Source organism: Pseudomonas sp. QE6, from assembly GCF_041379005.1.
Lineage (GTDB): Bacteria > Pseudomonadota > Gammaproteobacteria > Pseudomonadales > Pseudomonadaceae > Pseudomonas.
In genome coordinates this window covers 867,079-888,596 of record NZ_CP166873.1, presented here as the reverse complement: position 1 = coordinate 888,596, position 21,518 = coordinate 867,079, and the positions used below count along the sequence as shown (strand labels likewise).

15 protein-coding genes, 2 tRNA genes, 3 rRNA genes and 1 pseudogene are annotated in these 21,518 nt (G+C 62.3%); 14 read left to right on the top strand and 7 right to left on the bottom strand.

Annotation, left to right across the window (positions count from 1 at the left end; genetic code table 11):
* Positions 1-139 precede the first annotated feature (139 nt).
* From purE to ACAW63_RS03990, 4 genes are all read left to right on the top strand, one after another.
* Complete coding sequence (purE, locus tag ACAW63_RS04005; protein ID WP_015479603.1) at positions 140-631, top strand: 5-(carboxyamino)imidazole ribonucleotide mutase; 492 nt, start codon at positions 140-142, stop codon at positions 629-631.
* 56 nt (positions 632-687) lie between these two features.
* Positions 688-1,773, top strand: a complete 1,086-nt coding sequence (locus ACAW63_RS04000) for a 5-(carboxyamino)imidazole ribonucleotide synthase (protein ID WP_371231831.1) — start codon at positions 688-690, stop codon at positions 1,771-1,773.
* 199 nt (positions 1,774-1,972) lie between these two features.
* Entirely contained in the window at positions 1,973-2,218 is a 246-nt protein-coding gene (locus ACAW63_RS03995; protein WP_017521572.1) for a GlsB/YeaQ/YmgE family stress response membrane protein, read from the top strand.
* Between the two features lie 84 nt (positions 2,219-2,302).
* Positions 2,303-2,845, top strand: a complete 543-nt coding sequence (locus tag ACAW63_RS03990; RefSeq protein ID WP_275609308.1) for a DUF3299 domain-containing protein — start codon at positions 2,303-2,305, stop codon at positions 2,843-2,845.
* A 188-nt stretch (positions 2,846-3,033) separates the two neighbouring features.
* Here ACAW63_RS03990 and ACAW63_RS03985 read toward each other — a convergent pair whose 3' ends face one another.
* The 3 genes from ACAW63_RS03985 to ACAW63_RS03975 form a co-directional block, all read right to left on the bottom strand.
* Entirely contained in the window at positions 3,034-3,945 is a 912-nt protein-coding gene (locus ACAW63_RS03985) for a D-hexose-6-phosphate mutarotase (RefSeq protein ID WP_371231828.1), read from the bottom strand.
* Between the two features lie 81 nt (positions 3,946-4,026).
* Positions 4,027-4,707, bottom strand: a complete 681-nt coding sequence (locus ACAW63_RS03980) for a GNAT family N-acetyltransferase (RefSeq protein WP_371231826.1) — start codon at positions 4,705-4,707, stop codon at positions 4,027-4,029.
* Between the two features lie 13 nt (positions 4,708-4,720).
* Positions 4,721-5,170, bottom strand: a complete 450-nt coding sequence (locus ACAW63_RS03975) for an N-acetyltransferase family protein (RefSeq protein ID WP_371231824.1) — start codon at positions 5,168-5,170, stop codon at positions 4,721-4,723.
* A gap of 117 nt (positions 5,171-5,287) precedes the next feature.
* Here ACAW63_RS03975 and ACAW63_RS03970 point away from each other — a divergent pair, with 117 nt between their 5' ends.
* Positions 5,288-6,742 (top strand): PLP-dependent aminotransferase family protein, encoded by a 1,455-nt coding sequence (locus ACAW63_RS03970; protein ID WP_371231822.1) that lies wholly within the window; start codon positions 5,288-5,290, stop codon positions 6,740-6,742.
* A 147-nt stretch (positions 6,743-6,889) separates the two neighbouring features.
* On the opposite strand, the gene ACAW63_RS03965 is transcribed toward ACAW63_RS03970, so the two are convergent.
* The 3 genes and pseudogenes from ACAW63_RS03965 to ACAW63_RS03955 all read right to left on the bottom strand — a co-directional run bounded on the left by ACAW63_RS03965 (position 6,890) and on the right by ACAW63_RS03955 (position 9,384).
* On the bottom strand, positions 6,890-7,078 hold the full coding sequence (locus ACAW63_RS03965; RefSeq protein ID WP_331320171.1) for a hypothetical protein: 189 nt from the start codon (positions 7,076-7,078) through the stop codon (positions 6,890-6,892).
* Positions 7,071-7,631, bottom strand: coding sequence for an HdeD family acid-resistance protein (locus tag ACAW63_RS03960; protein WP_371231820.1), 561 nt, complete (start codon positions 7,629-7,631; stop codon positions 7,071-7,073). Before ACAW63_RS03960 ends, ACAW63_RS03965 begins: the two co-directional genes overlap by 8 nt.
* A 69-nt stretch (positions 7,632-7,700) precedes the next feature.
* Positions 7,701-9,384: pseudogene (locus ACAW63_RS03955) on the bottom strand (BCCT family transporter).
* 306 nt (positions 9,385-9,690) lie between these two features.
* Here ACAW63_RS03955 and betI point away from each other — a divergent pair.
* The 3 genes from betI to betA all read left to right on the top strand — a co-directional run bounded on the left by betI (position 9,691) and on the right by betA (position 13,621).
* The gene (gene betI / locus ACAW63_RS03950) at positions 9,691-10,284 is read left to right on the top strand and encodes a transcriptional regulator BetI (protein WP_275609300.1); all 594 of its coding nucleotides are present in this window, start codon (positions 9,691-9,693) and stop codon (positions 10,282-10,284) included.
* A 53-nt stretch (positions 10,285-10,337) separates the two neighbouring features.
* Entirely contained in the window at positions 10,338-11,810 is a 1,473-nt protein-coding gene (gene betB / locus ACAW63_RS03945; protein ID WP_371231818.1) for a betaine-aldehyde dehydrogenase, read from the top strand.
* Positions 11,811-11,938: 128 nt separating this feature from the next.
* A complete protein-coding gene (betA, locus tag ACAW63_RS03940) occupies positions 11,939-13,621 on the top strand; it encodes a choline dehydrogenase (protein ID WP_371231817.1) in 1,683 nt (560 codons plus the stop codon).
* A gap of 65 nt (positions 13,622-13,686) precedes the next feature.
* Here the strand turns inward: betA and ACAW63_RS03935 are convergent, their stop codons facing one another.
* The gene (locus ACAW63_RS03935; protein WP_015479588.1) at positions 13,687-14,091 is read right to left on the bottom strand and encodes an acyl-CoA thioesterase; all 405 of its coding nucleotides are present in this window, start codon (positions 14,089-14,091) and stop codon (positions 13,687-13,689) included.
* 266 nt (positions 14,092-14,357) lie between these two features.
* Here ACAW63_RS03935 and ACAW63_RS03930 point away from each other — a divergent pair, with 266 nt between their 5' ends.
* The 6 genes from ACAW63_RS03930 to rrf all read left to right on the top strand — a co-directional run bounded on the left by ACAW63_RS03930 (position 14,358) and on the right by rrf (position 21,392).
* The gene (locus ACAW63_RS03930) at positions 14,358-15,677 is read left to right on the top strand and encodes an MFS transporter (protein WP_371231814.1); all 1,320 of its coding nucleotides are present in this window, start codon (positions 14,358-14,360) and stop codon (positions 15,675-15,677) included.
* 565 nt (positions 15,678-16,242) lie between these two features.
* Positions 16,243-17,778 (top strand): 16S ribosomal RNA (locus ACAW63_RS03925).
* Between the two features lie 64 nt (positions 17,779-17,842).
* Positions 17,843-17,919: transfer RNA gene (locus ACAW63_RS03920), tRNA-Ile, on the top strand.
* A 27-nt stretch (positions 17,920-17,946) separates the two neighbouring features.
* A tRNA-Ala gene (locus ACAW63_RS03915) sits at positions 17,947-18,022 on the top strand.
* Between the two features lie 232 nt (positions 18,023-18,254).
* Positions 18,255-21,145, top strand: a 23S ribosomal RNA gene (locus tag ACAW63_RS03910).
* 131 nt (positions 21,146-21,276) lie between these two features.
* Positions 21,277-21,392, top strand: a 5S ribosomal RNA gene (gene rrf, locus ACAW63_RS03905).
* The 16S, 23S and 5S rRNA genes sit together here with 2 tRNA genes alongside, the layout of an rRNA operon.
* The last annotated feature ends 126 nt before the right edge of the window (positions 21,393-21,518 follow it).

Below are 21,518 nucleotides of genomic sequence, written 5' to 3'. Positions count from 1 at the left end.
CGCTGCGCCCTTTGCGGTATACTGCGCCGCCTTCAAGCCGGCACTGCCCGCCGGTTTGGCCACGTACAAGCCACGCCCCGACGAGCGTGGCTTGTTGGTTTCTGACGCGCACAAGAGCGCACTTGAGAGAGGCACGACGATGAGCGCACTGGTTGGCGTGATCATGGGTTCCAAATCCGACTGGAGCACCCTGAGCCACACCGCGGACATGCTGGACAAGCTCGGCATTCCGTACGAAGTGAAGGTGGTTTCCGCCCACCGCACCCCGGACCTGCTGTTCCAGTACGCCGAAGAGGCCGATGGCCGCGGCATCGAAGTGATCATCGCCGGCGCCGGCGGTGCCGCCCACCTGCCGGGCATGTGCGCCGCCAAGACCCACCTGCCGGTGCTCGGCGTGCCGGTGCAGTCCTCCATGCTCTCGGGCGTCGACTCGCTGCTGTCCATCGTGCAGATGCCGGCGGGCGTCCCGGTCGCCACCCTGGCCATCGGCAAGGCCGGCGCCACCAACGCAGCACTGCTGGCCGCCAGCATCCTGGGCGGCAAGTACCCGAAATATCACGAAGCGCTGAAGCAGTTCCGCACCACCCAGACCGAATCGGTCCTGGACAACCCGGATCCGCGCGACGCGTGAGCAATGGGCGCCCGCGCGGCGCCCCCGAACAGTGTCAGCAAGCACAGGCTCGAACCATGAAAATCGGTGTCATCGGTGGCGGTCAGCTCGGCCGCATGTTGTCCCTGGCGGGTACGCCGCTGGGCATGAACTTCGCCTTCCTCGATCCGGCTCCGGACGCCTGCGCGCAAGCGCTCGGCGAGCACATCCGCGCCGATTACAGCGACCAGGAACACCTGCGTCAGCTCGCCGATGAAGTCGACCTGGTGACCTTCGAGTTCGAGAGCGTGCCGGCCGAGACCGTGGCCTTCCTCTCGCAGTTCGTGCCGGTCTACCCGAACGCCGAGTCGCTGCGCATCGCCCGCGACCGCTGGTTCGAGAAGTCCATGTTCAAGGCCCTGGGGATTCCCACCCCGGCCTTCGCCGACGTGCAGTCCCAGGCCGACCTCGACGCCGCGGTAGCCAGCATCGGCCTGCCGGCGGTGATGAAGACCCGTACCCTGGGCTACGACGGCAAGGGCCAGAAGGTCCTGCGCAAGGCCGAGGACGTCACCGGCGCCTTCGCCGAGCTGGGCAGCGTGCCCTGCATCCTCGAAGGCTTCGTGCCCTTCACCGGCGAAGTCTCGCTGGTTGCGGTACGCGCCCGCGATGGCGAAACCCGCTTCTACCCGCTGGTGCACAACACCCACGAGAACGGCATCCTGCGCCTGTCCGTGGCCAGCACCGACCACCCGCTGCAGAAGCTGGCCGAAGACTACGTCGGCCGCGTGCTGGACAAGCTGCAGTACGTCGGCGTGCTGGCCTTCGAGTTCTTCGAGGTCGACGGCGGCCTGAAGGCCAACGAGATCGCTCCGCGCGTGCACAACTCCGGCCACTGGACCATCGAAGGCGCCGAGTGCAGTCAGTTCGAGAACCACCTGCGCGCCGTTGCCGGCCTGCCGCTGGGCTCCACCGCCAAGGTGGGCGAGAGCGCCATGCTCAACTTCATCGGTGAAGTGCCGCCGGTGGCCGACGTGCTGAACATCGCCGACTGCCACCTGCACCACTACGGCAAGGCCTTCAAGGCCGGACGCAAGGTCGGCCACGCCACCTTGCGCAGCGCCGATCTGCCGACGCTCAAGGCGCGCATCGCCGAAGTCGAGGCGCTGATCGCCAAGGCCTGAGGGCTGGCTGATCCGCTTATGAAAAAGCCGCGTCAATCGCTGACGCGGCTTTTTTCTGCCTGATTTCCAGAGTGCTGTAAGGGCCCCGAAACACCGGCGCTCGCTCTGCCGCGCGGGGAAACACGGAACGCCAGCCTTTTCTACACTGTCCCATGACAGGCGCGCACCCACCGCGCTCAACCCACAAGGAGGGACTGTCATGGGATTAATCGGAACCATCGTCATCGGCCTGATCGTCGGACTCATCGCGCGCTTTCTGAAGCCCGGCGATGACAGCATGGGCTGGATCATGACCATCCTGATCGGCATCGGCGGCTCGCTGTTGGCCACCTACGGCGGCCAGGCGCTGGGCATCTATGCCGCGGGCCAGGCGGCGGGCTTCATCGGCGCGGTGATCGGCGCCATCGTCCTGCTGGTCATTTACGGTCTGATCAAGAAGAATTGACGGTGATTTCCGGCCCTCTCCCGCCAGGGGGAGGGCGCTGGAGGAACATCCCGCCTGTGCCCGACCGGGCCTTTCGAGTCCACGATGCGCCGTACATTGCTCGCCTGCAGCCTGGTGCTGCTGACTTCCCTGGCGTCCGCCGCCGAACTCCCCGAAACCGACTGGCTGTCCCTGATGCCGCCCAGCGACCGCAAGGCGCTGGAAGACATGCCGGAAATCACCCACAACGGCCCCGAGGCCAATGGCACCTTCACCAACAAGGGCGGCCTGAAGCAGAGCGACAAGAAGCTGCCGCAGGTGATGTATTCCACCCGAACCGTCGCCGCGCTGAACGGCAAGGCACTGCGCCTGGGCGGTTACCCGGTACCACTGGAGAACGACGCCAAGGGCCGGGTCACCGAGTTCTTCCTGGTGCCCTATCCGGGCGCCTGCATCCACGTGCCTCCGCCGCCGCCGAACCAGATCGTGCTGGTGCGCTACCCCAAGGGCATCAAGCTCGACGACATCTACAGCCCCATCTGGGTCAGCGGCACGCTGAAGATCGAGAAGGTCAGCAACGAAATGGCCGACGCGGCCTACGCCATCGATGACGCCAAGGTGCGGCCGGTGGAGGAGAGCGACCTGTAGTGCTCTTCGTAGGAGCGAGCTTGCTCGCGAATCGCTTCGTATTGGGGTTTGGTTCGCGAGCAAGCTCGCTCCTACAGGTATGCGCCGGCGGGTTTTTCGTAGCACGTAGGGCGAATAACCTGGAACAGGTTATCCGCCGCATCGTCCGCGGCGGGTAACGCTGGCGCGTTATGGACCCCACCGGGAGATCATGCGTGTAGCGGCTCACTCCAGATTTCCACCTGCATCGTCTCGCTGCGCCCCGGCGCCACGCTCATCACGTCGTCCCACACCCGCGCGGTCTCGATGCACAGCATGTTCTGCCAGGCGTCGTCGGGGAACTGCGACAGACGCGCGGCCTTGTCGATCCACGGGTTCCATACCACCGCCGAGCGCGAGCCGCTGGCCTGGATGTGGATGCCGCGCTCCCACAGCGGGTCGCGGATCACCAGGGGCTTCTCCACGTCCAGGTAGATGCGGTCGGTTTCCCCGGCGATGCGCACCAGGCCGTGCTGCTGGCGCTCCTCCCAGTTCTCCAGGGTTTCGATGTAACGGCAGCCCTGCAGGCCGTCGACGCTGATCTCGCGACTGTTACTCACTGCGAAGTAGGTGTGCAGTGCCTGGCTGATCGGCAGTGGCTTGTCGCCAAGATTGTGGGTGGTCATTTCCAGGGCCAGGCGCTCGCCGAAGCGCATCACCAGTTCCAGGCGTGCCGAGTGCGGCCAGCCGGGCAGGCCGTGGCGGGCGTCGATGCTGAAGTGCACGGCCAGCTCGCCCAGCTCGTCGGCGATGTCGTCCAGTTGCCAGTCCAGCGCGCGCACCAGGCCGTGGGCCGGGGCACTGTCGCCGGTATATGCGGTCCGGACATCCACCGGGTTGCGTTCCAGGTTGCCGAACCAGGGCCAGCACACCGGTACGCCGCCACGCAGGGACTGGCCGTGGTGGAATTCGGCGGTTTCGCTCAGCCACACCAGCGGTGGCTGTTCGTGGGGCTGGTAGCTCAGCAGTTGTGCGCCCTGCTGGGCGATCAGGGCCTCACCATGGGCGGTGTGGATGCGCCAGCAGGGCAGTTCGTCGACCTGCACCTGCTCGACACGGGGAGTCTGGATATCGCTGCTCATGGTGGTCTCCGGGGCTGCGATGGGAAAGATTCAGTATCACCGATCCTCCGCACGCCGGGCAGTTCCCGGAGAATGAAAAGATCAGCGCAGGCGGAGGTCCGCCAGGTGCGTCCGCTGCAGCCCTTCGCCGTCGAAGTTGGATGCTCCCAGCCAGGCCTCGAAGGCCTGCTGACAGCGTGGCCACTCGCTGTCGATGATGGAGAACCAGGCGGTGTCGCGGTTATGGTCCTTCACCACCATGTGCTGGCGGAAGGTGCCCTCGAAGGTGAAGCCCAGGCGTTGCGCCGCGCGCATCGAGCGGGCGTTGAGCGCGTTGCACTTCCATTCCAGGCGTCGGTAACCCAGTTCGAAGGACAGCCGGGCGAGCAGGTAGACCGCCTCGGTGGAGCCCGGGGTGCGTTGCATGCCGCGACCGAAGGCGATGTGGCCGATCTCGATCACGCCGTCCCTGGGGGTGATGCGCAGGAAGCTGAGCAGGCCCACGGCGCGGCCGCTGGCGCGGTCGATCACGGCGAAGAACATCGGGTCGGCGCTGGCGGCGTTGCCGGCCAGCCACTCGTCGAAGCTCGCCCGTTCGCTGAACGGGCCGTAGGGTAGGTAGTCCCACAGCCGCGGGTCGCAGCCCGGGCCTTGCAGCGCCTGCCACAGGTCGTCGCCGTGGGTGGCCAGGTCCAGTGGCGCCAGGTTCACGTAGCGGCCGGGCAGGGTGCTGCGTTCGGGGCTGGCGACCGGGCGCCAGTTAAGGGGGGGGTGCTCAGTCATGGGGTACTCCCGGTCAGATGATCTTGCGGTACTGGACGAAGCCGGAGCGGTCGGCGATCCGGTCGTAGAGGAACATGGCGTCGGTATTGGTCTCGTGGGTCAGCCAGTGCACCCGCGAGGCGCCGTTGGCGCGGGCGTCGGCGTAGACGTGCTCGATCAGCGCCGCGCCGATGCCGCCACCCCGCTGGCCTTCGGCGACGAACAGATCCTGCAGGTAAACGTAGTCGCCCTGGGTCCAGCAGGAGCGGTGGTAGATGAAGTGCACCATGCCGATGGCTTCGCCGTCGCGCCAGGCGAGGGCGGCGTGCATCGGCTCGGCCGGGTCGAGGAAGCGCTGCCAGGTCAGGGCGCTGGTGGCCTCATCTATGGTGGTCTTGTAGAAGCGCTGGTAACCCTGCCAGAGCGGCAGCCAGGCGGCGTGATCGGCAGCGGTGACAGGGCGGATCTCGACAGCGGAAGACATGGTGACGGCCTTGTTTGGGTTGGAATGGTTACAGCCTAGGTTGGGAATTGGTTCTACTAAAGAGCCATTCATGGTGAAATCAAAGGAACCATTGCCGTCATCCCGGAATCCGCCTGCATGAGTGTCCCGTTGCCCTTCAACCCCTCCGGCATTCGCCTCGATCCGGCGCGTCCGCTGGGCGTGCAACTGTTCCAGGCGCTGCGCGAGCGCATCCTCGACGGCCGCCTGGCGGCGCGCTCGCGATTGCCGGCGAGCCGCGACCTGGCGGCGTCCCTGGGCGTTTCGCGCAATACCGTGGTGCGCGCCTACGAGCAGCTTTATGCCGAGGGTTACATCGAAGGGCGCACCGGCGACGGCACCTATGTGGCCGAGCGGGTTCAACCATCAATGGACGCCGTGCGCGGCGAGGCGCGCAGTCCGGATGCGCCGTCACTCGAACGATTGGCGCGGCACCACCTGCCGCTGCCGCCCAGCGGTGCGCCGCGCGCCTTCCGCGTCGGCGTGCCGGCCTTCGACCTGTTCCCCTTCGACACCTGGGCGCGGCTGCAGGCGCGCTTCTGGCGCGACCCGCCGCTGGACTGCCTGGGCTACGGCGACCCGGCGGGCGAGCAGCGCCTGCGCGAGCTGGTCGCCGCCTACCTGCGCAGCACGCGCGGCCTGCATTGCGACGCCCAGCAGATCATCATCACCAGCGGCGCCCAGCAGGGCATCGCGCTGTGCGCCCAGGTGCTGCTGGCCGAAGGTGACGGCGCGGCCATCGAGAATCCCGGCTACCGCGCCGCCGGCCACGCCTTCGCCACGGCGGGCGCACGGCTGCACGGCGTGCCGGTGGATGCCGACGGCCTGTGCACTTCGCACCTGGAACGGCTGTCGGACTGCCGGCTGGTTTACGTCACACCGTCGCACCAGTACCCGACCGGGGTGACCCTGTCCCTGGCGCGGCGCCTGGAGCTGCTGGAATGGGCCGAGCGCAGCGGCGGCTGGATTGTCGAGGACGATTACGACGGCGAGTACCGCTACAGCGGAACGCCATTGATGCCGTTGGCGGCATTGGATCGCCATGACCGGGTGCTCTACGTCGGCACCTTCTGCAAGATCGCCTTCCCCGCGCTGCGCCTGGGCTACCTCTTGGTCCCTCCGGCGCTGGCGCAGGCCTTCGCCCGGCGTCGCGCGCTGGATGTGCGGCACTCGGAGGTCGGCACCCAGCGGGTGATGGCCGACTTCATCGCCGAAGGGCATTTCCAGCGTCACGTCCGCCGCATGCGCCGGGCGGCGCGCAGTCGGCGCGATGCCTTGCTGCGCGGCTGGCCGGAGGTCGCCGGCTGCGCTCCGATGCCGACGGTGGAAGCGGGGCTGCACCTGTGCGTGCGGGTCGACAGCCGCGAGCGCGAACTCGACCTGGTGCAGCGTGCGCTGGCCGTGGGTGTAGAGGTGAATGCGCTGAGCGACTACTGGCTGCCGGAGTCCACCGAGCCGGAAGATCAGCGTGCCGGGTTGGTCCTGGGCTTCGCGGCTGTACCCGAGGCGCGGATCGCCGAAGCCTTGAAGGCGTTGCGCAAGGCGTGGCGGTAGGGCGTACAACCGTTCGCGGTTGTACGCCGATACACCATGCATATCGGCACCTCCACGGTCGACCTCGGAGCGACCTGCGGCCTTGGTGAAACGGCGTATAACGTCGAGCGTTATATGCCCTACGCTTCTGCGGCAGTGGGGAGTCCGTCACTCCCGCGAACGCGGAAGCCCGGCATCAGCCCGCCCCTCCCGCTCCGCCCAGTAGGTCTGCTTGTGCCCACGGGCCTGGTAGTCCCGCGCCAGGGCCTCGGCCTCGGCGCGGGTCAGCTGGCGACGCATGACGAAGCGGTTGCCGTTGTCGTCCAGGCGCAGCAGGCACCAGTCCCGTTCAGGCATTGAAGGTCGAGGTCTTGCGCAGGCGCAGGGCGAGCATTACCAGCATCACGCCGAAGAACACCGCGTAGGCGCCGATCACCCAGGCCACCGCGACCGCGCCGGCGCCGGGGTTGGCGATCATCATCACCCCGAACAGCACCGACAGCGCCCCGGAAAGACCCAGCCACCATTCATTGACCAATGCCCTGCGCAGGCGGATCGCCGCGACGATCTGCAGCACGCCGGTGACCAGCGCCCAGACGGCGATCAGCATGAGCAGGCCGAGCGCCGTCAGCGCCGGCCAGAAGAACGCCACCAGCCCCGCGCCGACACCCAGCAGGCCGACCAGCACCAGCGGCCAGATCGGCCGGCCCGATTCGCGCATGCGCGCGGCGGCGAGCAGGGTGAACACCCCGTCGACGAAGGCGTAGGCGCCCCAGACCAGGACCAGCACGGCCAGGGCGATGGCCGGCCAGGCGAGCGCCAGTACGCCGAAGATCACCGCCGCCACGCCGCGCAGGGCAATCCATTTCCAATGCTGGCCGAGGGCCTGCCAGAGGGGGTTGTCGCTCATGACCGTCTCCACGAAAGGTTTCGCAGACACCATAGTCGCTCGCCAGCGCCGGTGCCTGAGCGGCCCAGGTCAACCCGCGGAAAAGAAAAGCCCGGCGCGGGGCCGGGCGAAAGGGCCTGCCTTGGCAGGCGGGCGGCGTCGGGCGACGCCGCCGGGGAGATCAGGCTGCGGGGGCCAGGGAGACGGGCGACGTGGCTTGGCCGTGCAGTGCCTCGTAATCCGCCTTCATGGCCTTGTAGAGGCCGAACATGAACAGGATCAGCACCGCCGAGAACGGCAGGCCGGTCAGCACCACCACGGTCTGCATGGCCGTGAAGTTGCCGGCGAACAGCAGGCCGATGGTCACCAGGGTGATCACCACCGACCAGAGGATGCGCAGCCAGTGCGGGGCGTCCTCGTCGAGATCGCCGCCCTGGCGCGACAGATTGGCCAGCATCACCGAGCCGGAGTCGGCCGGGGTGAGGAACAGCACGAAGCCGACGAAGATCGACATGCCGATCACCACCTTGGCCAGCGGGTAGTGCTCCAGCAGCAGGTAGATCGACATCGACGGCTGCTCCAGCGCGGCCTTGCCCAGGTCGACGGCGCCGTGGTTCATCACCAGGTCCACCGCGCTGTTGCCGAACACCGAGAGCCAGGCGAGGGTGAAGCCCAGCGGGATCAGCAGCACGCCCATAACCAGTTCACGCACGGTACGGCCACGGGAAATACGGGCGATGAACATGCCGACGAAGGGTGCCCAGGAGATCCACCAGGCCCAGTAGAACAGGGTCCACAGGCCCAGCCACTCTTCGTTCTTGCCGGCGCCGCCGCCGGTGTAGACGTAGAGGTCGAAGGTCTTGAGCACCAGTCCGTTGAGGTAGTCGCCGAGGTTCTGCACGAAGCCGTTGAGCAGCTCCAGGGTAGAACCGCAGACCAGCACGAACAGCAGCAGCGAGCTGAACAGCACGATGTTCAGGTTGGACAGCCGGCGGATGCCTTTCTCGATGCCGGACACCGCCGCAAGGGTGGCCACCAGGCTCATCACCAGCAGCACGATCAGCAGGGTGGTCTTGGAGTGCTCCATGCCGGTCAGGTACTCGATGCCCGAGGACACCTGCAGCGCGCCGATCCCCAGGTTGGTCACAAGACCGAGCAGGGTGACGAAGATGCCGAAGCAGTCCACCGCATGGCCGGCGCCGCCCTTCACCCAGCGCTCACCGAGGATCGGCAGCAGCGCTGAACGCAGGGCCAGCGGTTGGCGGTGGCGGTAGGCGAAGTAGCCGACGGCCAGGCCGACCAGCGCGTAGATCGCCCAGCCATGCACGCCCCAGTGCAAGAAGGTCAGCTGCAGCGCCTGACGTGCCGCCTGCGGGGTGCCTGCCACGCCTTCCGGCGGATGGTAGAGGTGGTCGATGGGTTCGGAGGCGGCGAAGTACAGCAGCGAGATGCCGATTCCGGAGGAGAACAGCATGCCGGCCCAGGCGCCATAGCTGAAGTCCGGCTTCTCGTGATCGGCGCCGAGCTTCAGCTGGCCGTAGCGCGAGAACGCGACCCAGAGGACGAAGAACAGGTAGCTCCCGATGGCCAGCATGTAGTACCAGCCGAAACTGTGTGAAAGCCACGCTTGAGTACGGTTCAGGACCGCACCGGCGCTGTCGGGAAAGAGAATCAGGGCGGCGGTCAGAACCAGGATCAGCACGGTGGAACCGTAGAAGACGATCGGATTCAGACGTACCTGCTCGTTTGTTTTTATTGGCGAAGCAGTACTCATTTGGAGGATGACCCCATGACAGTGAACGCATGGCGGCCGGCGACGAGTGCGACTAAGGCACGGCGACGGGCCGCAAACCACAGACACAGCACTGCCGCATGACACTTACCAGCTGGATTCTGCGATCCTTGAAGGTTGGATGGAAATGCGGCGATGAACGGCTCGGGCCCGCTTGCACACAAGGCTCGGAGAGGTTCACGGAGCGCAGCTTATTCTTAGTTGATTGAACGTTCAATAAAAACAAAATAGACTGGCCAACAAGTCGCCGGACGGCACAGGTACGTCCAGGCGAAGAGGAGAGACGAAATGCCCAAGGTCGGTATGCAGCCGATTCGCCGTTCCCAGTTGATCCACGCCACTCTCGAGGCGGTGGACCAGGTGGGCATGGGTGACGCCAGCATCGCCCTGATCGCCCGCCTGGCGGGGGTCTCCAACGGCATCATCAGCCACTACTTCCAGGACAAGAACGGACTCCTGGAAGCGACCATGCGCCATCTGATGCTGGCGCTGAACAAGGCCGTCGGCGAACGCCGCCAGGCCCTGAAGGATGACGAGCCGCGCTCGCACCTGCGCGCGATCATCGAAGGCAACTTCGATGCGAGCCAGGTCAACGGGCCGGCGATGAAAACCTGGCTGGCGTTCTGGGCAACCAGCATGCACCAGCCGTCGTTGCGCCGCCTGCAACGGGTCAACGACCACCGTTTGTATTCAAACCTGTGCTGCGAGCTGCGCCGGGTGTTGCCGATCGCCGAAGCGCGCGCGGCGGCCCGTGGGCTGGCAGCGCTGATCGATGGACTGTGGCTGCGTGGCGCGCTCTCGGGCGATGCCTTCGACACCGAGCAGGCACTGGCCATCGCGTACGACTACCTCGATCAACAACTGGCGAAACAGGCGGGATAGCCCGCTGCGCCGGCCTTGCGCACTGACACCTAATAAGAGAGGACACCATCACCATGGCTCGATTCGAAGTACAGAAGCTCTACATCGGCGGTCGCTACGTGGAAGCCACCAGCGGCGCCACCTTCGAAACCATCAATCCGGCCAACGGTGAAGTGCTCGCCCAGGTTCAGCGCGCCTCCAAGGACGACGTCGAGCGCGCCGTGCAGAGCGCGGTAGAAGGGCAGAAGGTCTGGGCGGCGATGACCGCCATGCAGCGCTCGCGCATCCTGCGCCGCGCCGTGGAAATCCTCCGCCAGCGCAACGATGAGCTGGCCGAACTGGAAACCCTCGACACCGGCAAGCCGCTGGCCGAGACCCGCAACGTCGACATCGTCACCGGCGCCGACGTGCTCGAGTACTACGCCGGCCTGGTTCCGGCCATCGAAGGCGAACAGATTCCGCTGCGCGAGACCAGCTTCGTCTACACCCGCCGCGAGCCGCTGGGCGTGGTCGCCGGCATCGGTGCCTGGAACTACCCGGTGCAGATCGCCCTGTGGAAATCCGCTCCGGCCCTGGCCGCCGGCAACGCGATGATCTTCAAGCCCAGCGAAGTCACCCCGCTGACCGCGCTGAAGCTCGCCGAAATCTATACCGAGGCCGGCCTGCCCGATGGCGTGTTCAACGTCCTCACCGGCAGCGGCCGCGAAGTCGGCCAGTGGCTGACCGAGCACCCGCTCATCGAGAAGATCTCCTTCACCGGCGGCACCTCCACCGGCAAGAAGGTCATGGCCAGCGCCTCGAGCTCCTCGCTCAAGGAAGTCACCATGGAGCTGGGCGGCAAGTCACCGCTGATCATCTTCGAAGACGCCAACCTCGACCGCGCCGCCGACATCGCCGTCATGGCCAACTTCTTCAGCTCCGGCCAGGTGTGCACCAACGGCACCCGCGTGTTCATCCCGCGCAGCCTGCAGGCGCGTTTCGAAGCGAAGGTCGTCGAGCGCGTGAAGCGCATCCGCCTGGGCCGTCCGCAGGACGAAAACACCAACTTCGGCCCGCTGACCAGCTTCGCGCACATGGAGAGTGTGCTCTCCTACATCGAGTCCGGCAAAGAGCAGAAGGCCCGCCTGCTGTGCGGTGGCGAGCGCGTCATCCAGGGCGAGTTCGCCAAGGGCGCCTACGTCGCGCCGACCGTGTTCACCGACTGCACCGACGACATGACCATCGTCCGCGAAGAAATCTTCGGGCCGGTCATGAGCATCCTCGTCTACGACACCGAAGACGAAGCCATCCGCCGCGCCAACGACACCGAGTACGGCCTGGCCGCCGGCGTCGTCACCCAGGACCTGGCCCGTGCGCACCGTGCGATCCATCGCCTGGAGGCCGGCATCTGCTGGATCAACACCTGGGGCGAGTCGCCGGCCGAGATGCCGGTTGGCGGGTACAAGCAATCGGGTGTCGGTCGCGAGAACGGTCTGACCACCCTGGCTCACTACACTCGCATCAAATCCGTGCAGGTAGAGCTGGGCGACTACGCCTCGGTGTTCTGACCGCCGCGAGCGAGCCCTGAACGGCCGGTCGCAGGCCCCACTCCCTGACCACCGGCCATCCCGAATACGCAGACACCGACGCGCATGCGTCGCGGGCGGTGTCGTGCCTGAAAAAGAGGAAGGCCTGCATGTCCCAGGAATTCGACTACATCATCATTGGTGCCGGTTCCGCCGGTAACGTACTGGCGACTCGTCTGACCGAAGACGCCGACGTCAGCGTCCTGCTGCTCGAAGCCGGCGGCCCGGACTACCGCGCCGACTTCCGCACCCAGATGCCGGCCGCGCTGGCCTACCCGCTGCAGGGCCGGCGCTACAACTGGGCCTATGTGACCGATCCCGAGCCGCACATGAACAACCGCCGCATGGAGTGCGGTCGCGGCAAGGGCCTGGGCGGCTCCTCGCTGATCAACGGCATGTGCTACATCCGCGGCAACGCCATGGACTTCGATGGCTGGGCCCAGGCCAAGGGCCTGGAGGACTGGACCTACCTCGACTGCCTGCCGTACTTCCGCAAGGCCGAGACCCGTGACATCGGGCCGAACGATTACCATGGCGGCAACGGTCCGGTGAGCGTGACCACGCCCAAGGCCGGCAACAACCCGCTGTTCCACGCCATGGTCGAGGCCGGCGTGCAGGCGGGCTACCCGCGTACCGAAGACCTCAACGGCTACCAGCAGGAAGGCTTCGGTCCTATGGACCGTACCGTGACCCCGCAGGGCCGCCGCTCCAGCACCGCGCGCGGCTACCTGGACCAGGCCCGCGAGCGTCCGAACCTGACCATCGTCACCCACGCGCTGACCGACCGCATCCTGTTCAGCGGCAAGCGCGCCATCGGTGCGACCTATCTGCATGGCAACGACAATGACCTGAAGGAAGTCCGCGCCCGCCGCGAAGTGCTGGTGTGTTCCGGCGCCATCGCCTCGCCGCAGCTGCTGCAGCGTTCCGGTGTCGGTCCGTCGGCGCTGCTGCGTGATCTGGGCATCGACGTGGTGCATGACCTGCCCGGCGTCGGCCGGAACCTCCAGGATCACCTGGAGATGTACCTGCAGTACGCCTGCAAGCAGCCGGTCTCGCTGTACCCGGCACTGCAATGGTGGAACCAGCCGCAGATCGGCGCGGAGTGGATGTTCCTCGGCACCGGCCTGGGTGCGAGCAACCAGTTCGAAGCCGGTGGCTTCATCCGCACCCGTCCGGAGTTCGAGTGGCCGAACATCCAGTACCACTTCCTGCCGGTGGCGATTAACTACAACGGCAGCAACGCGGTGAAGGAACATGGCTTCCAGGCCCACGTCGGCTCCATGCGCTCCCCCAGCCGCGGCCGCATCAATGTGGTCTCCCGCGACCCGCGCAAGCACCCGAGCATCCTGTTCAACTACATGTCCACCGAGCAGGACTGGCAGGAGTTCCGCGATGGCATCCGCCTCACCCGCGAGATCATGAACCAGCCGGCACTCGACCCTTTCCGTGGCCGCGAGCTCAGCCCGGGCCTGGACAAGCAGAGCGATGCCGAACTGGATGCCTTCGTGCGCGAGCATGCGGAAACCGCCTTCCACCCCTCCTGCTCCTGCAAGATGGGCGAGGACGACATGGCGGTGGTCGACGGCCAGGGCCGTGTGCACGGCATGCAGGGGCTGCGCGTGGTCGACGCCTCGATCATGCCGCTGATCATCACCGGCAACCTCAACGCGACCACCATCATGATGGCCGAGAAGATCGCCGATAAGATCCGTGGCCGTGAGGCGCTGCCCCGCAGCACCGCTGACTACTACAAGGCCAACGGTGCCCCGGTGCGCGGAAAGCCGATGCGCTGATTCCGAAATAGAGAGACGGAACGCGAAGACGAAAACGCCGGCGAGAGAGCCGGCGTTTTCAGTTTTCAGCCACGACGCGGAGGAACCGGACGGGTGCGACCGCTGCCATCGATGGCGACGAAGACGAACACCGCTTCGGTGACCTTGCGCCACTCGCTGGACAGCGGGTCGTCGCTCCATACCTCGACCAGCATGCGGATCGAGCTGCGGCCGACCTCCAGCGATTGCGTATAGAAGGAGAGCTGTGCGCCAACGGCGACCGGGACCAGGAAGGCCATGCGGTCGATGGCCACTGTGGCGACGCGACCACCGGCGATGCGACTGGCCATGGCGGTACCGGCGAGATCCATCTGCGCCACCAGCCAACCACCGAAGATGTCGCCAAAGCCGTTGGTCTCGCGCGGCAGGGCGGTAATCTGCAGGGCAAGGTCACCCTGCGGGATGGGATCTTCTTGTTCGAGCTCGATCATAGGTCAGGGCCTCTTGCCCCCGGCGTACTCATGGTGAGGTTGTGGAAAAACTCTCCCAAGACACCTGCCGGTGCAAGGCCTTGGGACAGCTTTTGATCGGCCTGGCTGCATTATATAGAGCAAGGCCTTCTACGACGACCGCAGGGTTTCGACTTTGCCTCGTCTGTCGACTGCGCATGCCTGTGTCGTCTCAACGCAATTTGCTATGGTGCGGCACCGGTGGTTCACGCCGTCGTCATCTGCCTTGCCTGTCGAGAATAATCACAATGCCTTCTGTGAACGCTCCTGCCGCGCCCGCGTCACGTCCGTTGACCCGCAGCGACTACAAGACCCTGTCCCTGTCTGCCCTGGGCGGTGCCCTGGAGTTCTACGATTTCATCATCTTCGTGTTCTTCGCCACCGTGGTCGGCAAGCTGTTCTTCCCCGCCGACATGCCCGAGTGGCTGCGCCAGCTGCAGACCTTCGGCCTGTTCGCTGCCGGTTACCTGGCCCGCCCGCTGGGCGGGGTGGTCATGGCGCACTTCGGCGACCTGCTGGGCCGCAAGAAGATGTTCACCCTGAGCATCTTCCTGATGGCGGTTCCCACGCTGATCATGGGCCTGCTGCCCACCTACGAGCAGATTGGCATCTGGGCGCCGCTGGCCCTGTTGCTGCTGCGCGTCATCCAGGGCGCCGCCATCGGTGGTGAAGTGCCGGGCGCCTGGGTCTTCGTCGCCGAGCACGTTCCGCACCGCCATGTGGGCTATGCCTGCGGCACGCTCACTTCGGGTCTGACCGCTGGCATCCTTATCGGTTCGTTGGTGGCGACTCTGATCAACAGCGTCTTCAGCGCCGAAGAAGTCCAGGGCTATGCCTGGCGGATCCCGTTCCTGCTTGGTGGCATCTTCGGGCTGTTCTCCGTCTACCTGCGCCGCTGGCTGCACGAGACCCCGGTATTCGCCGAGCTGCAACTGCGCAAACAGCTGGCCGAGGAAGTACCCCTGGGCGTGGTGGTGCGCGAGCATCGTCCGGCGGTGGTGCTGTCCATGCTGCTGACCTGGGTGCTGTCGGCCGGCATCGTGGTGGTGATCCTGATGACCCCGTCGGTGCTGCAGAGCGTGTACGGTTTCGATGCGGCGACCGCCTTGAAGGCCAACAGCCTGGCCATCGTCTTCCTCAGCGTCGGCTGCATCCTGTCCGGGCGCCTGGCCGATCGCATCGGTGCCGGTCGCACCTTTATATATGGCAGCGTGCTGCTGGGTGCCGTCTCCTGGACCTTCTACACCAGTCTCAAGGCTCATCCGGACTGGCTGTTCCCGCTCTACGCGGTGACCGGCCTGTGCGTCGGCGTCATTGGCGCGGTGCCCTACGTCATGGTGAATGCCTTCCCGCCGGTCGTGCGCTTCACCGGCCTGTCCTTCTCCTACAACCTGGCCTACGCCATCTTCGGCGGCCTGACGCCCATGGTGGTTGCCCTCCTTATGAAGGAAGACCCGCTGGGCCCGGCCTACTACGTCGTGGCTCTGTGTGTGGTCGGCCTGCTGGTGGGGGGCTACCTGCTGCGCCAGGAGCGCCGTCTGGTGGGGCAGGGTGTGGCGGTAAATTGAACAATCGGACAGTTTTCTGCAGAAAGTTTAAAAAAGTCGTTGACGGGTCTTTTTAAGTCCCTATAATGCGCACCACTCCCAGCGACGAAGCGCTGAAAGAGCTTGAAAATCAAGCACTTACAATGATTCAAAGTTGAGAGTGGTGGTCCGGCAGGTGAATCGCTTGCCACTCTTCATTCGCTGCTCCGGCAGTGAGTCGAAAAGAAGATCATCGAGGTGCTTGACAGTGAGTTTGATCGCTGTAGAATGCGCCTCCCGCTGATGAGAAGGTTTCCTTCGCTGAAGCGCAAGCGGTTGAGTAGAAAAGAAAATTTTCGAAAACAACGCTTGACAAGATGAGACGCTGCTGTAGAATGCGCGCCTCGGTTAAGACGAAAGCCTTGACCAACTGCTCTTTAACAAGTCGAATCAAGCAATTCGTGTGGGTGCTTGTGATGTAAGACTGATGATCGACTGATTATCAGCAGCGCAAGTAACACTCGTGAATTCGAGAGTTTTAGCTCTTTAAATAGAGCATGCGATTGCTGAGCCAAGTTTAGGGTTTTCGCAAAACCCAAGCAGTATTGAACTGAAGAGTTTGATCATGGCTCAGATTGAACGCTGGCGGCAGGCCTAACACATGCAAGTCGAGCGGATGAGTGGAGCTTGCTCCATGATTCAGCGGCGGACGGGTGAGTAATGCCTAGGAATCTGCCTGGTAGTGGGGGACAACGTTTCGAAAGGAACGCTAATACCGCATACGTCCTACGGGAGAAAGCAGGGGACCTTCGGGCCTTGCGCTATCAGATGAGCCTAGGTCGGATTAGCTAGTTGGTGGGGTAAAGGCCTACCAAGGCGACGATCCGTAACTGGTCTGAGAGGATGATCAGTCACACTGGAACTGAGACACGGTCCAGACTCCTACGGGAGGCAGCAGTGGGGAATATTGGACAATGGGCGAAAGCCTGATCCAGCCATGCCGCGTGTGTGAAGAAGGTCTTCGGATTGTAAAGCACTTTAAGTTGGGAGGAAGGGCAGTAAGTTAATACCTTGCTGTTTTGACGTTACCAACAGAATAAGCACCGGCTAACTTCGTGCCAGCAGCCGCGGTAATACGAAGGGTGCAAGCGTTAATCGGAATTACTGGGCGTAAAGCGCGCGTAGGTGGTTTGGTAAGATGGATGTGAAATCCCCGGGCTCAACCTGGGAACTGCATCCATAACTGCCTGACTAGAGTACGGTAGAGGGTGGTGGAATTTCCTGTGTAGCGGTGAAATGCGTAGATATAGGAAGGAACACCAGTGGCGAAGGCGACCACCTGGACTGATACTGACACTGAGGTGCGAAAGCGTGGGGAGCAAACAGGATTAGATACCCTGGTAGTCCACGCCGTAAACGATGTCGACTAGCCGTTGGAATCCTTGAGATTTTAGTGGCGCAGCTAACGCGATAAGTCGACCGCCTGGGGAGTACGGCCGCAAGGTTAAAACTCAAATGAATTGACGGGGGCCCGCACAAGCGGTGGAGCATGTGGTTTAATTCGAAGCAACGCGAAGAACCTTACCTGGCCTTGACATGTCCGGAACCTTGCAGAGATGCGAGGGTGCCTTCGGGAATCGGAACACAGGTGCTGCATGGCTGTCGTCAGCTCGTGTCGTGAGATGTTGGGTTAAGTCCCGTAACGAGCGCAACCCTTGTCCTTAGTTACCAGCACCTCGGGTGGGCACTCTAAGGAGACTGCCGGTGACAAACCGGAGGAAGGTGGGGATGACGTCAAGTCATCATGGCCCTTACGGCCAGGGCTACACACGTGCTACAATGGTCGGTACAGAGGGTTGCCAAGCCGCGAGGTGGAGCTAATCCCACAAAACCGATCGTAGTCCGGATCGCAGTCTGCAACTCGACTGCGTGAAGTCGGAATCGCTAGTAATCGTGAATCAGAATGTCACGGTGAATACGTTCCCGGGCCTTGTACACACCGCCCGTCACACCATGGGAGTGGGTTGCTCCAGAAGTAGCTAGTCTAACCGCAAGGGGGACGGTTACCACGGAGTGATTCATGACTGGGGTGAAGTCGTAACAAGGTAGCCGTAGGGGAACCTGCGGCTGGATCACCTCCTTAATCGAAGATCGCAGCTTCTTCATAAGCTCCCACACGAATTGCTTGATTCACTGGTTAGACGATTGGGTCTGTAGCTCAGTTGGTTAGAGCGCACCCCTGATAAGGGTGAGGTCGGCAGTTCGAATCTGCCCAGACCCACCAATTGTTGTGGTGTGCTGCTGATCCGATGGGGCCATAGCTCAGCTGGGAGAGCGCCTGCTTTGCACGCAGGAGGTCAGGAGTTCGATCCTCCTTGGCTCCACCATCTCTAAATCGTCGAAAGCTCAGACAGGAATGTTCGGTGTAACGAACCTTGCTGTCTGGTCTTTGTGCCAGAACTGTTCTTTAAAAATTTGGGTATGTGATAGAAGTAGACTGAATGATCTCTTTCACTGGTGATCATTCAAGTCAAGGTAAAATTTGCGAGTTCAAGCGCGAATTTTCGGCGAATGTCGTCTTCACGTTCGAGACAGTAACCAGATTGCTTGGGGTTATATGGTCAAGTGAAGAAGCGCATACGGTGGATGCCTTGGCAGTCAGAGGCGATGAAAGACGTGGTAGCCTGCGATAAGCTTCGGGGAGTCGGCAAACAGACTTTGATCCGGAGATCTCTGAATGGGGGAACCCACCTAGGATAACCTAGGTATCTTGTACTGAATCCATAGGTGCAAGAGGCGAACCAGGGGAACTGAAACATCTAAGTACCCTGAGGAAAAGAAATCAACCGAGATTCCCTTAGTAGTGGCGAGCGAACGGGGACTAGCCCTTAAGCTTCTTTGAATCTAACAGAACGCTCTGGAAAGTGCGGCCATAGTGGGTGATAGCCCCGTATGTGAAAGGTTCTTTGAAGTGAAATCGAGTAGGACGGAGCACGAGAAACTTTGTCTGAATATGGGGGGACCATCCTCCAAGGCTAAATACTACTGACTGACCGATAGTGAACCAGTACCGTGAGGGAAAGGCGAAAAGAACCCCGGAGAGGGGAGTGAAATAGAACCTGAAACCGTATGCGTACAAGCAGTGGGAGCCTACTTGTTAGGTGACTGCGTACCTTTTGTATAATGGGTCAGCGACTTATATTCAGTGGCGAGCTTAACCGTATAGGGAAGGCGTAGCGAAAGCGAGTCTTAATAGGGCGATTTAGTCGCTGGGTATAGACCCGAAACCGGGCGATCTATCCATGAGCAGGTTGAAGGTTAGGTAACACTGACTGGAGGACCGAACCCACTCCCGTTGAAAAGGTAGGGGATGACTTGTGGATCGGAGTGAAAGGCTAATCAAGCTCGGAGATAGCTGGTTCTCCTCGAAAGCTATTTAGGTAGCGCCTCACGTATCACTCCAGGGGGTAGAGCACTGTTTCGGCTAGGGGGTCATCCCGACTTACCAAACCGATGCAAACTCCGAATACCTGGAAGTGTCAGCGTGGGAGACACACGGCGGGTGCTAACGTCCGTCGTGAAAAGGGAAACAACCCAGACCGTCAGCTAAGGTCCCAAAGTTGTGGTTAAGTGGTAAACGATGTGGGAAGGCTTAGACAGCTAGGAGGTTGGCTTAGAAGCAGCCACCCTTTAAAGAAAGCGTAATAGCTCACTAGTCGAGTCGGCCTGCGCGGAAGATGTAACGGGGCTCAAACCACACACCGAAGCTACGGGTGCATCGTAAGATGCGCGGTAGAGGAGCGTTCTGTAAGCCTGTGAAGGTGAGTTGAGAAGCTTGCTGGAGGTATCAGAAGTGCGAATGCTGACATGAGTAACGACAATGGGTGTGAAAAACATCCACGCCGAAAGACCAAGGGTTCCTGCGCAACGTTAATCGACGCAGGGTTAGTCGGTCCCTAAGGCGAGGCTGAAGAGCGTAGTCGATGGGAAACAGGTTAATATTCCTGTACTTCTAGTTACTGCGATGGAGGGACGGAGAAGGCTAGGCCAGCTTGGCGTTGGTTGTCCAAGTTTAAGGTGGTAGGCCGAACACTTAGGCAAATCCGGGTGTTCAAGGCCGAGAGCTGATGACGAGTCGTCTTTTAGATGATGAAGTGGTTGATGCCATGCTTCCAGGAAAAGCTTCTAAGCTTCAGGTAACTAGGAACCGTACCCCAAACCGACACAGGTGGTCGGGTAGAGAATACCAAGGCGCTTGAGAGAACTCGGGTGAAGGAACTAGGCAAAATGGCACCGTAACTTCGGGAGAAGGTGCGCCGATGAGGGTGAAGCATTTACTGCGTAAGCCCATGTCGGTCGAAGATACCAGGCCGCTGCGACTGTTTATTAAAAACACAGCACTCTGCAAACACGAAAGTGGACGTATAGGGTGTGACGCCTGCCCGGTGCCGGAAGGTTAATTGATGGGGTTAGCGAAAGCGAAGCTCTTGATCGAAGCCCCGGTAAACGGCGGCCGTAACTATAACGGTCCTAAGGTAGCGAAATTCCTTGTCGGGTAAGTTCCGACCTGCACGAATGGCGTAACGATGGCGGCGCTGTCTCCACCCGAGACTCAGTGAAATTGAAATCGCTGTGAAGATGCAGTGTATCCGCGGCTAGACGGAAAGACCCCGTGAACCTTTACTGTAGCTTTGCACTGGACTTTGAGCCTGCTTGTGTAGGATAGGTGGGAGGCTTTGAAGCGTGGACGCCAGTTCGCGTGGAGCCATCCTTGAAATACCACCCTGGCATGCTTGAGGTTCTAACTCTGGTCCGTCATCCGGATCGAGGACAGTGTATGGTGGGCAGTTTGACTGGGGCGGTCTCCTCCTAAAGAGTAACGGAGGAGTACGAAGGTGCGCTCAGACCGGTCGGAAATCGGTCGCAGAGTATAAAGGCAAAAGCGCGCTTGACTGCGAGACAGACACGTCGAGCAGGTACGAAAGTAGGTCTTAGTGATCCGGTGGTTCTGTATGGAAGGGCCATCGCTCAACGGATAAAAGGTACTCCGGGGATAACAGGCTGATACCGCCCAAGAGTTCATATCGACGGCGGTGTTTGGCACCTCGATGTCGGCTCATCACATCCTGGGGCTGAAGCCGGTCCCAAGGGTATGGCTGTTCGCCATTTAAAGTGGTACGCGAGCTGGGTTTAGAACGTCGTGAGACAGTTCGGTCCCTATCTGCCGTGGACGTTTGAGATTTGAGAGGGGCTGCTCCTAGTACGAGAGGACCGGAGTGGACGAACCTCTGGTGTTCCGGTTGTCACGCCAGTGGCATTGCCGGGTAGCTATGTTCGGAATAGATAACCGCTGAAAGCATCTAAGCGGGAAACTAGCCTCAAGATGAGATCTCACTGGGAACTTGATTCCCCTGAAGGGCCGTCGAAGACTACGACGTTGATAGGTCGGGTGTGTAAGCGCTGTGAGGCGTTGAGCTAACCGATACTAATTGCCCGTGAGGCTTGACCATATAACACCCAAACAATTTGTGTGTTCGATGGTGAAGTCGACGAACCGAAAGTTCGTGTGAACCGCAAATGACTGTCACATACCCGAATTCGGATGAGCGTGTGCGAATGCCACGAGCGTCCTAAAGAATTGCTTGACGACCATAGAGCGTTGGAACCACCTGATCCCATCCCGAACTCAGTAGTGAAACGACGCATCGCCGATGGTAGTGTGGGGTTTCCCCATGTGAGAGTAGGTCATCGTCAAGCACCTATCCCAAAGCCCCTGGTTAGCGAAAGCTGGCCGGGGGTTTTGCTTTTGCGCGCGGGAAAGTCGGGCCGCTTCCCGAAGTCCTTTACCCAACCTGCGCTGAGACGGTGGCTATCGCGAACGGG

Excerpts from the sequence above, each read along its gene's own strand:
- ACAW63_RS03990 (WP_275609308.1), top strand. The coding sequence starts at position 2,303 with ATGCGCCGTACATTGCTCGCCTGCAGCCTGGTGCTGCTGACTTCCCTG.
- ACAW63_RS03980 (WP_371231826.1), bottom strand. The coding sequence starts at position 4,707 with ATGACTGAGCACCCCCCCCTTAACTGGCGCCCGGTCGCCAGCCCCGAA.
- ACAW63_RS03935 (WP_015479588.1), bottom strand. The coding sequence starts at position 14,091 with ATGATCGAGCTCGAACAAGAAGATCCCATCCCGCAGGGTGACCTTGCC.
- ACAW63_RS03975 (WP_371231824.1), bottom strand. The coding sequence starts at position 5,170 with ATGTCTTCCGCTGTCGAGATCCGCCCTGTCACCGCTGCCGATCACGCC.
- ACAW63_RS04000 (WP_371231831.1), top strand. The coding sequence starts at position 688 with ATGAAAATCGGTGTCATCGGTGGCGGTCAGCTCGGCCGCATGTTGTCC.
- betB (WP_371231818.1), top strand. The coding sequence starts at position 10,338 with ATGGCTCGATTCGAAGTACAGAAGCTCTACATCGGCGGTCGCTACGTG.
- ACAW63_RS03930 (WP_371231814.1), top strand. The coding sequence starts at position 14,358 with ATGCCTTCTGTGAACGCTCCTGCCGCGCCCGCGTCACGTCCGTTGACC.
- ACAW63_RS03985 (WP_371231828.1), bottom strand. The coding sequence starts at position 3,945 with ATGAGCAGCGATATCCAGACTCCCCGTGTCGAGCAGGTGCAGGTCGAC.
- ACAW63_RS03960 (WP_371231820.1), bottom strand. The coding sequence starts at position 7,631 with ATGAGCGACAACCCCCTCTGGCAGGCCCTCGGCCAGCATTGGAAATGG.
- ACAW63_RS03965 (WP_331320171.1), bottom strand. The coding sequence starts at position 7,078 with ATGCCTGAACGGGACTGGTGCCTGCTGCGCCTGGACGACAACGGCAAC.
- betA (WP_371231817.1), top strand. The coding sequence starts at position 11,939 with ATGTCCCAGGAATTCGACTACATCATCATTGGTGCCGGTTCCGCCGGT.
- purE (WP_015479603.1), top strand. The coding sequence starts at position 140 with ATGAGCGCACTGGTTGGCGTGATCATGGGTTCCAAATCCGACTGGAGC.
- betI (WP_275609300.1), top strand. The coding sequence starts at position 9,691 with ATGCCCAAGGTCGGTATGCAGCCGATTCGCCGTTCCCAGTTGATCCAC.
- ACAW63_RS03995 (WP_017521572.1), top strand. The coding sequence starts at position 1,973 with ATGGGATTAATCGGAACCATCGTCATCGGCCTGATCGTCGGACTCATC.
- ACAW63_RS03970 (WP_371231822.1), top strand. The coding sequence starts at position 5,288 with ATGAGTGTCCCGTTGCCCTTCAACCCCTCCGGCATTCGCCTCGATCCG.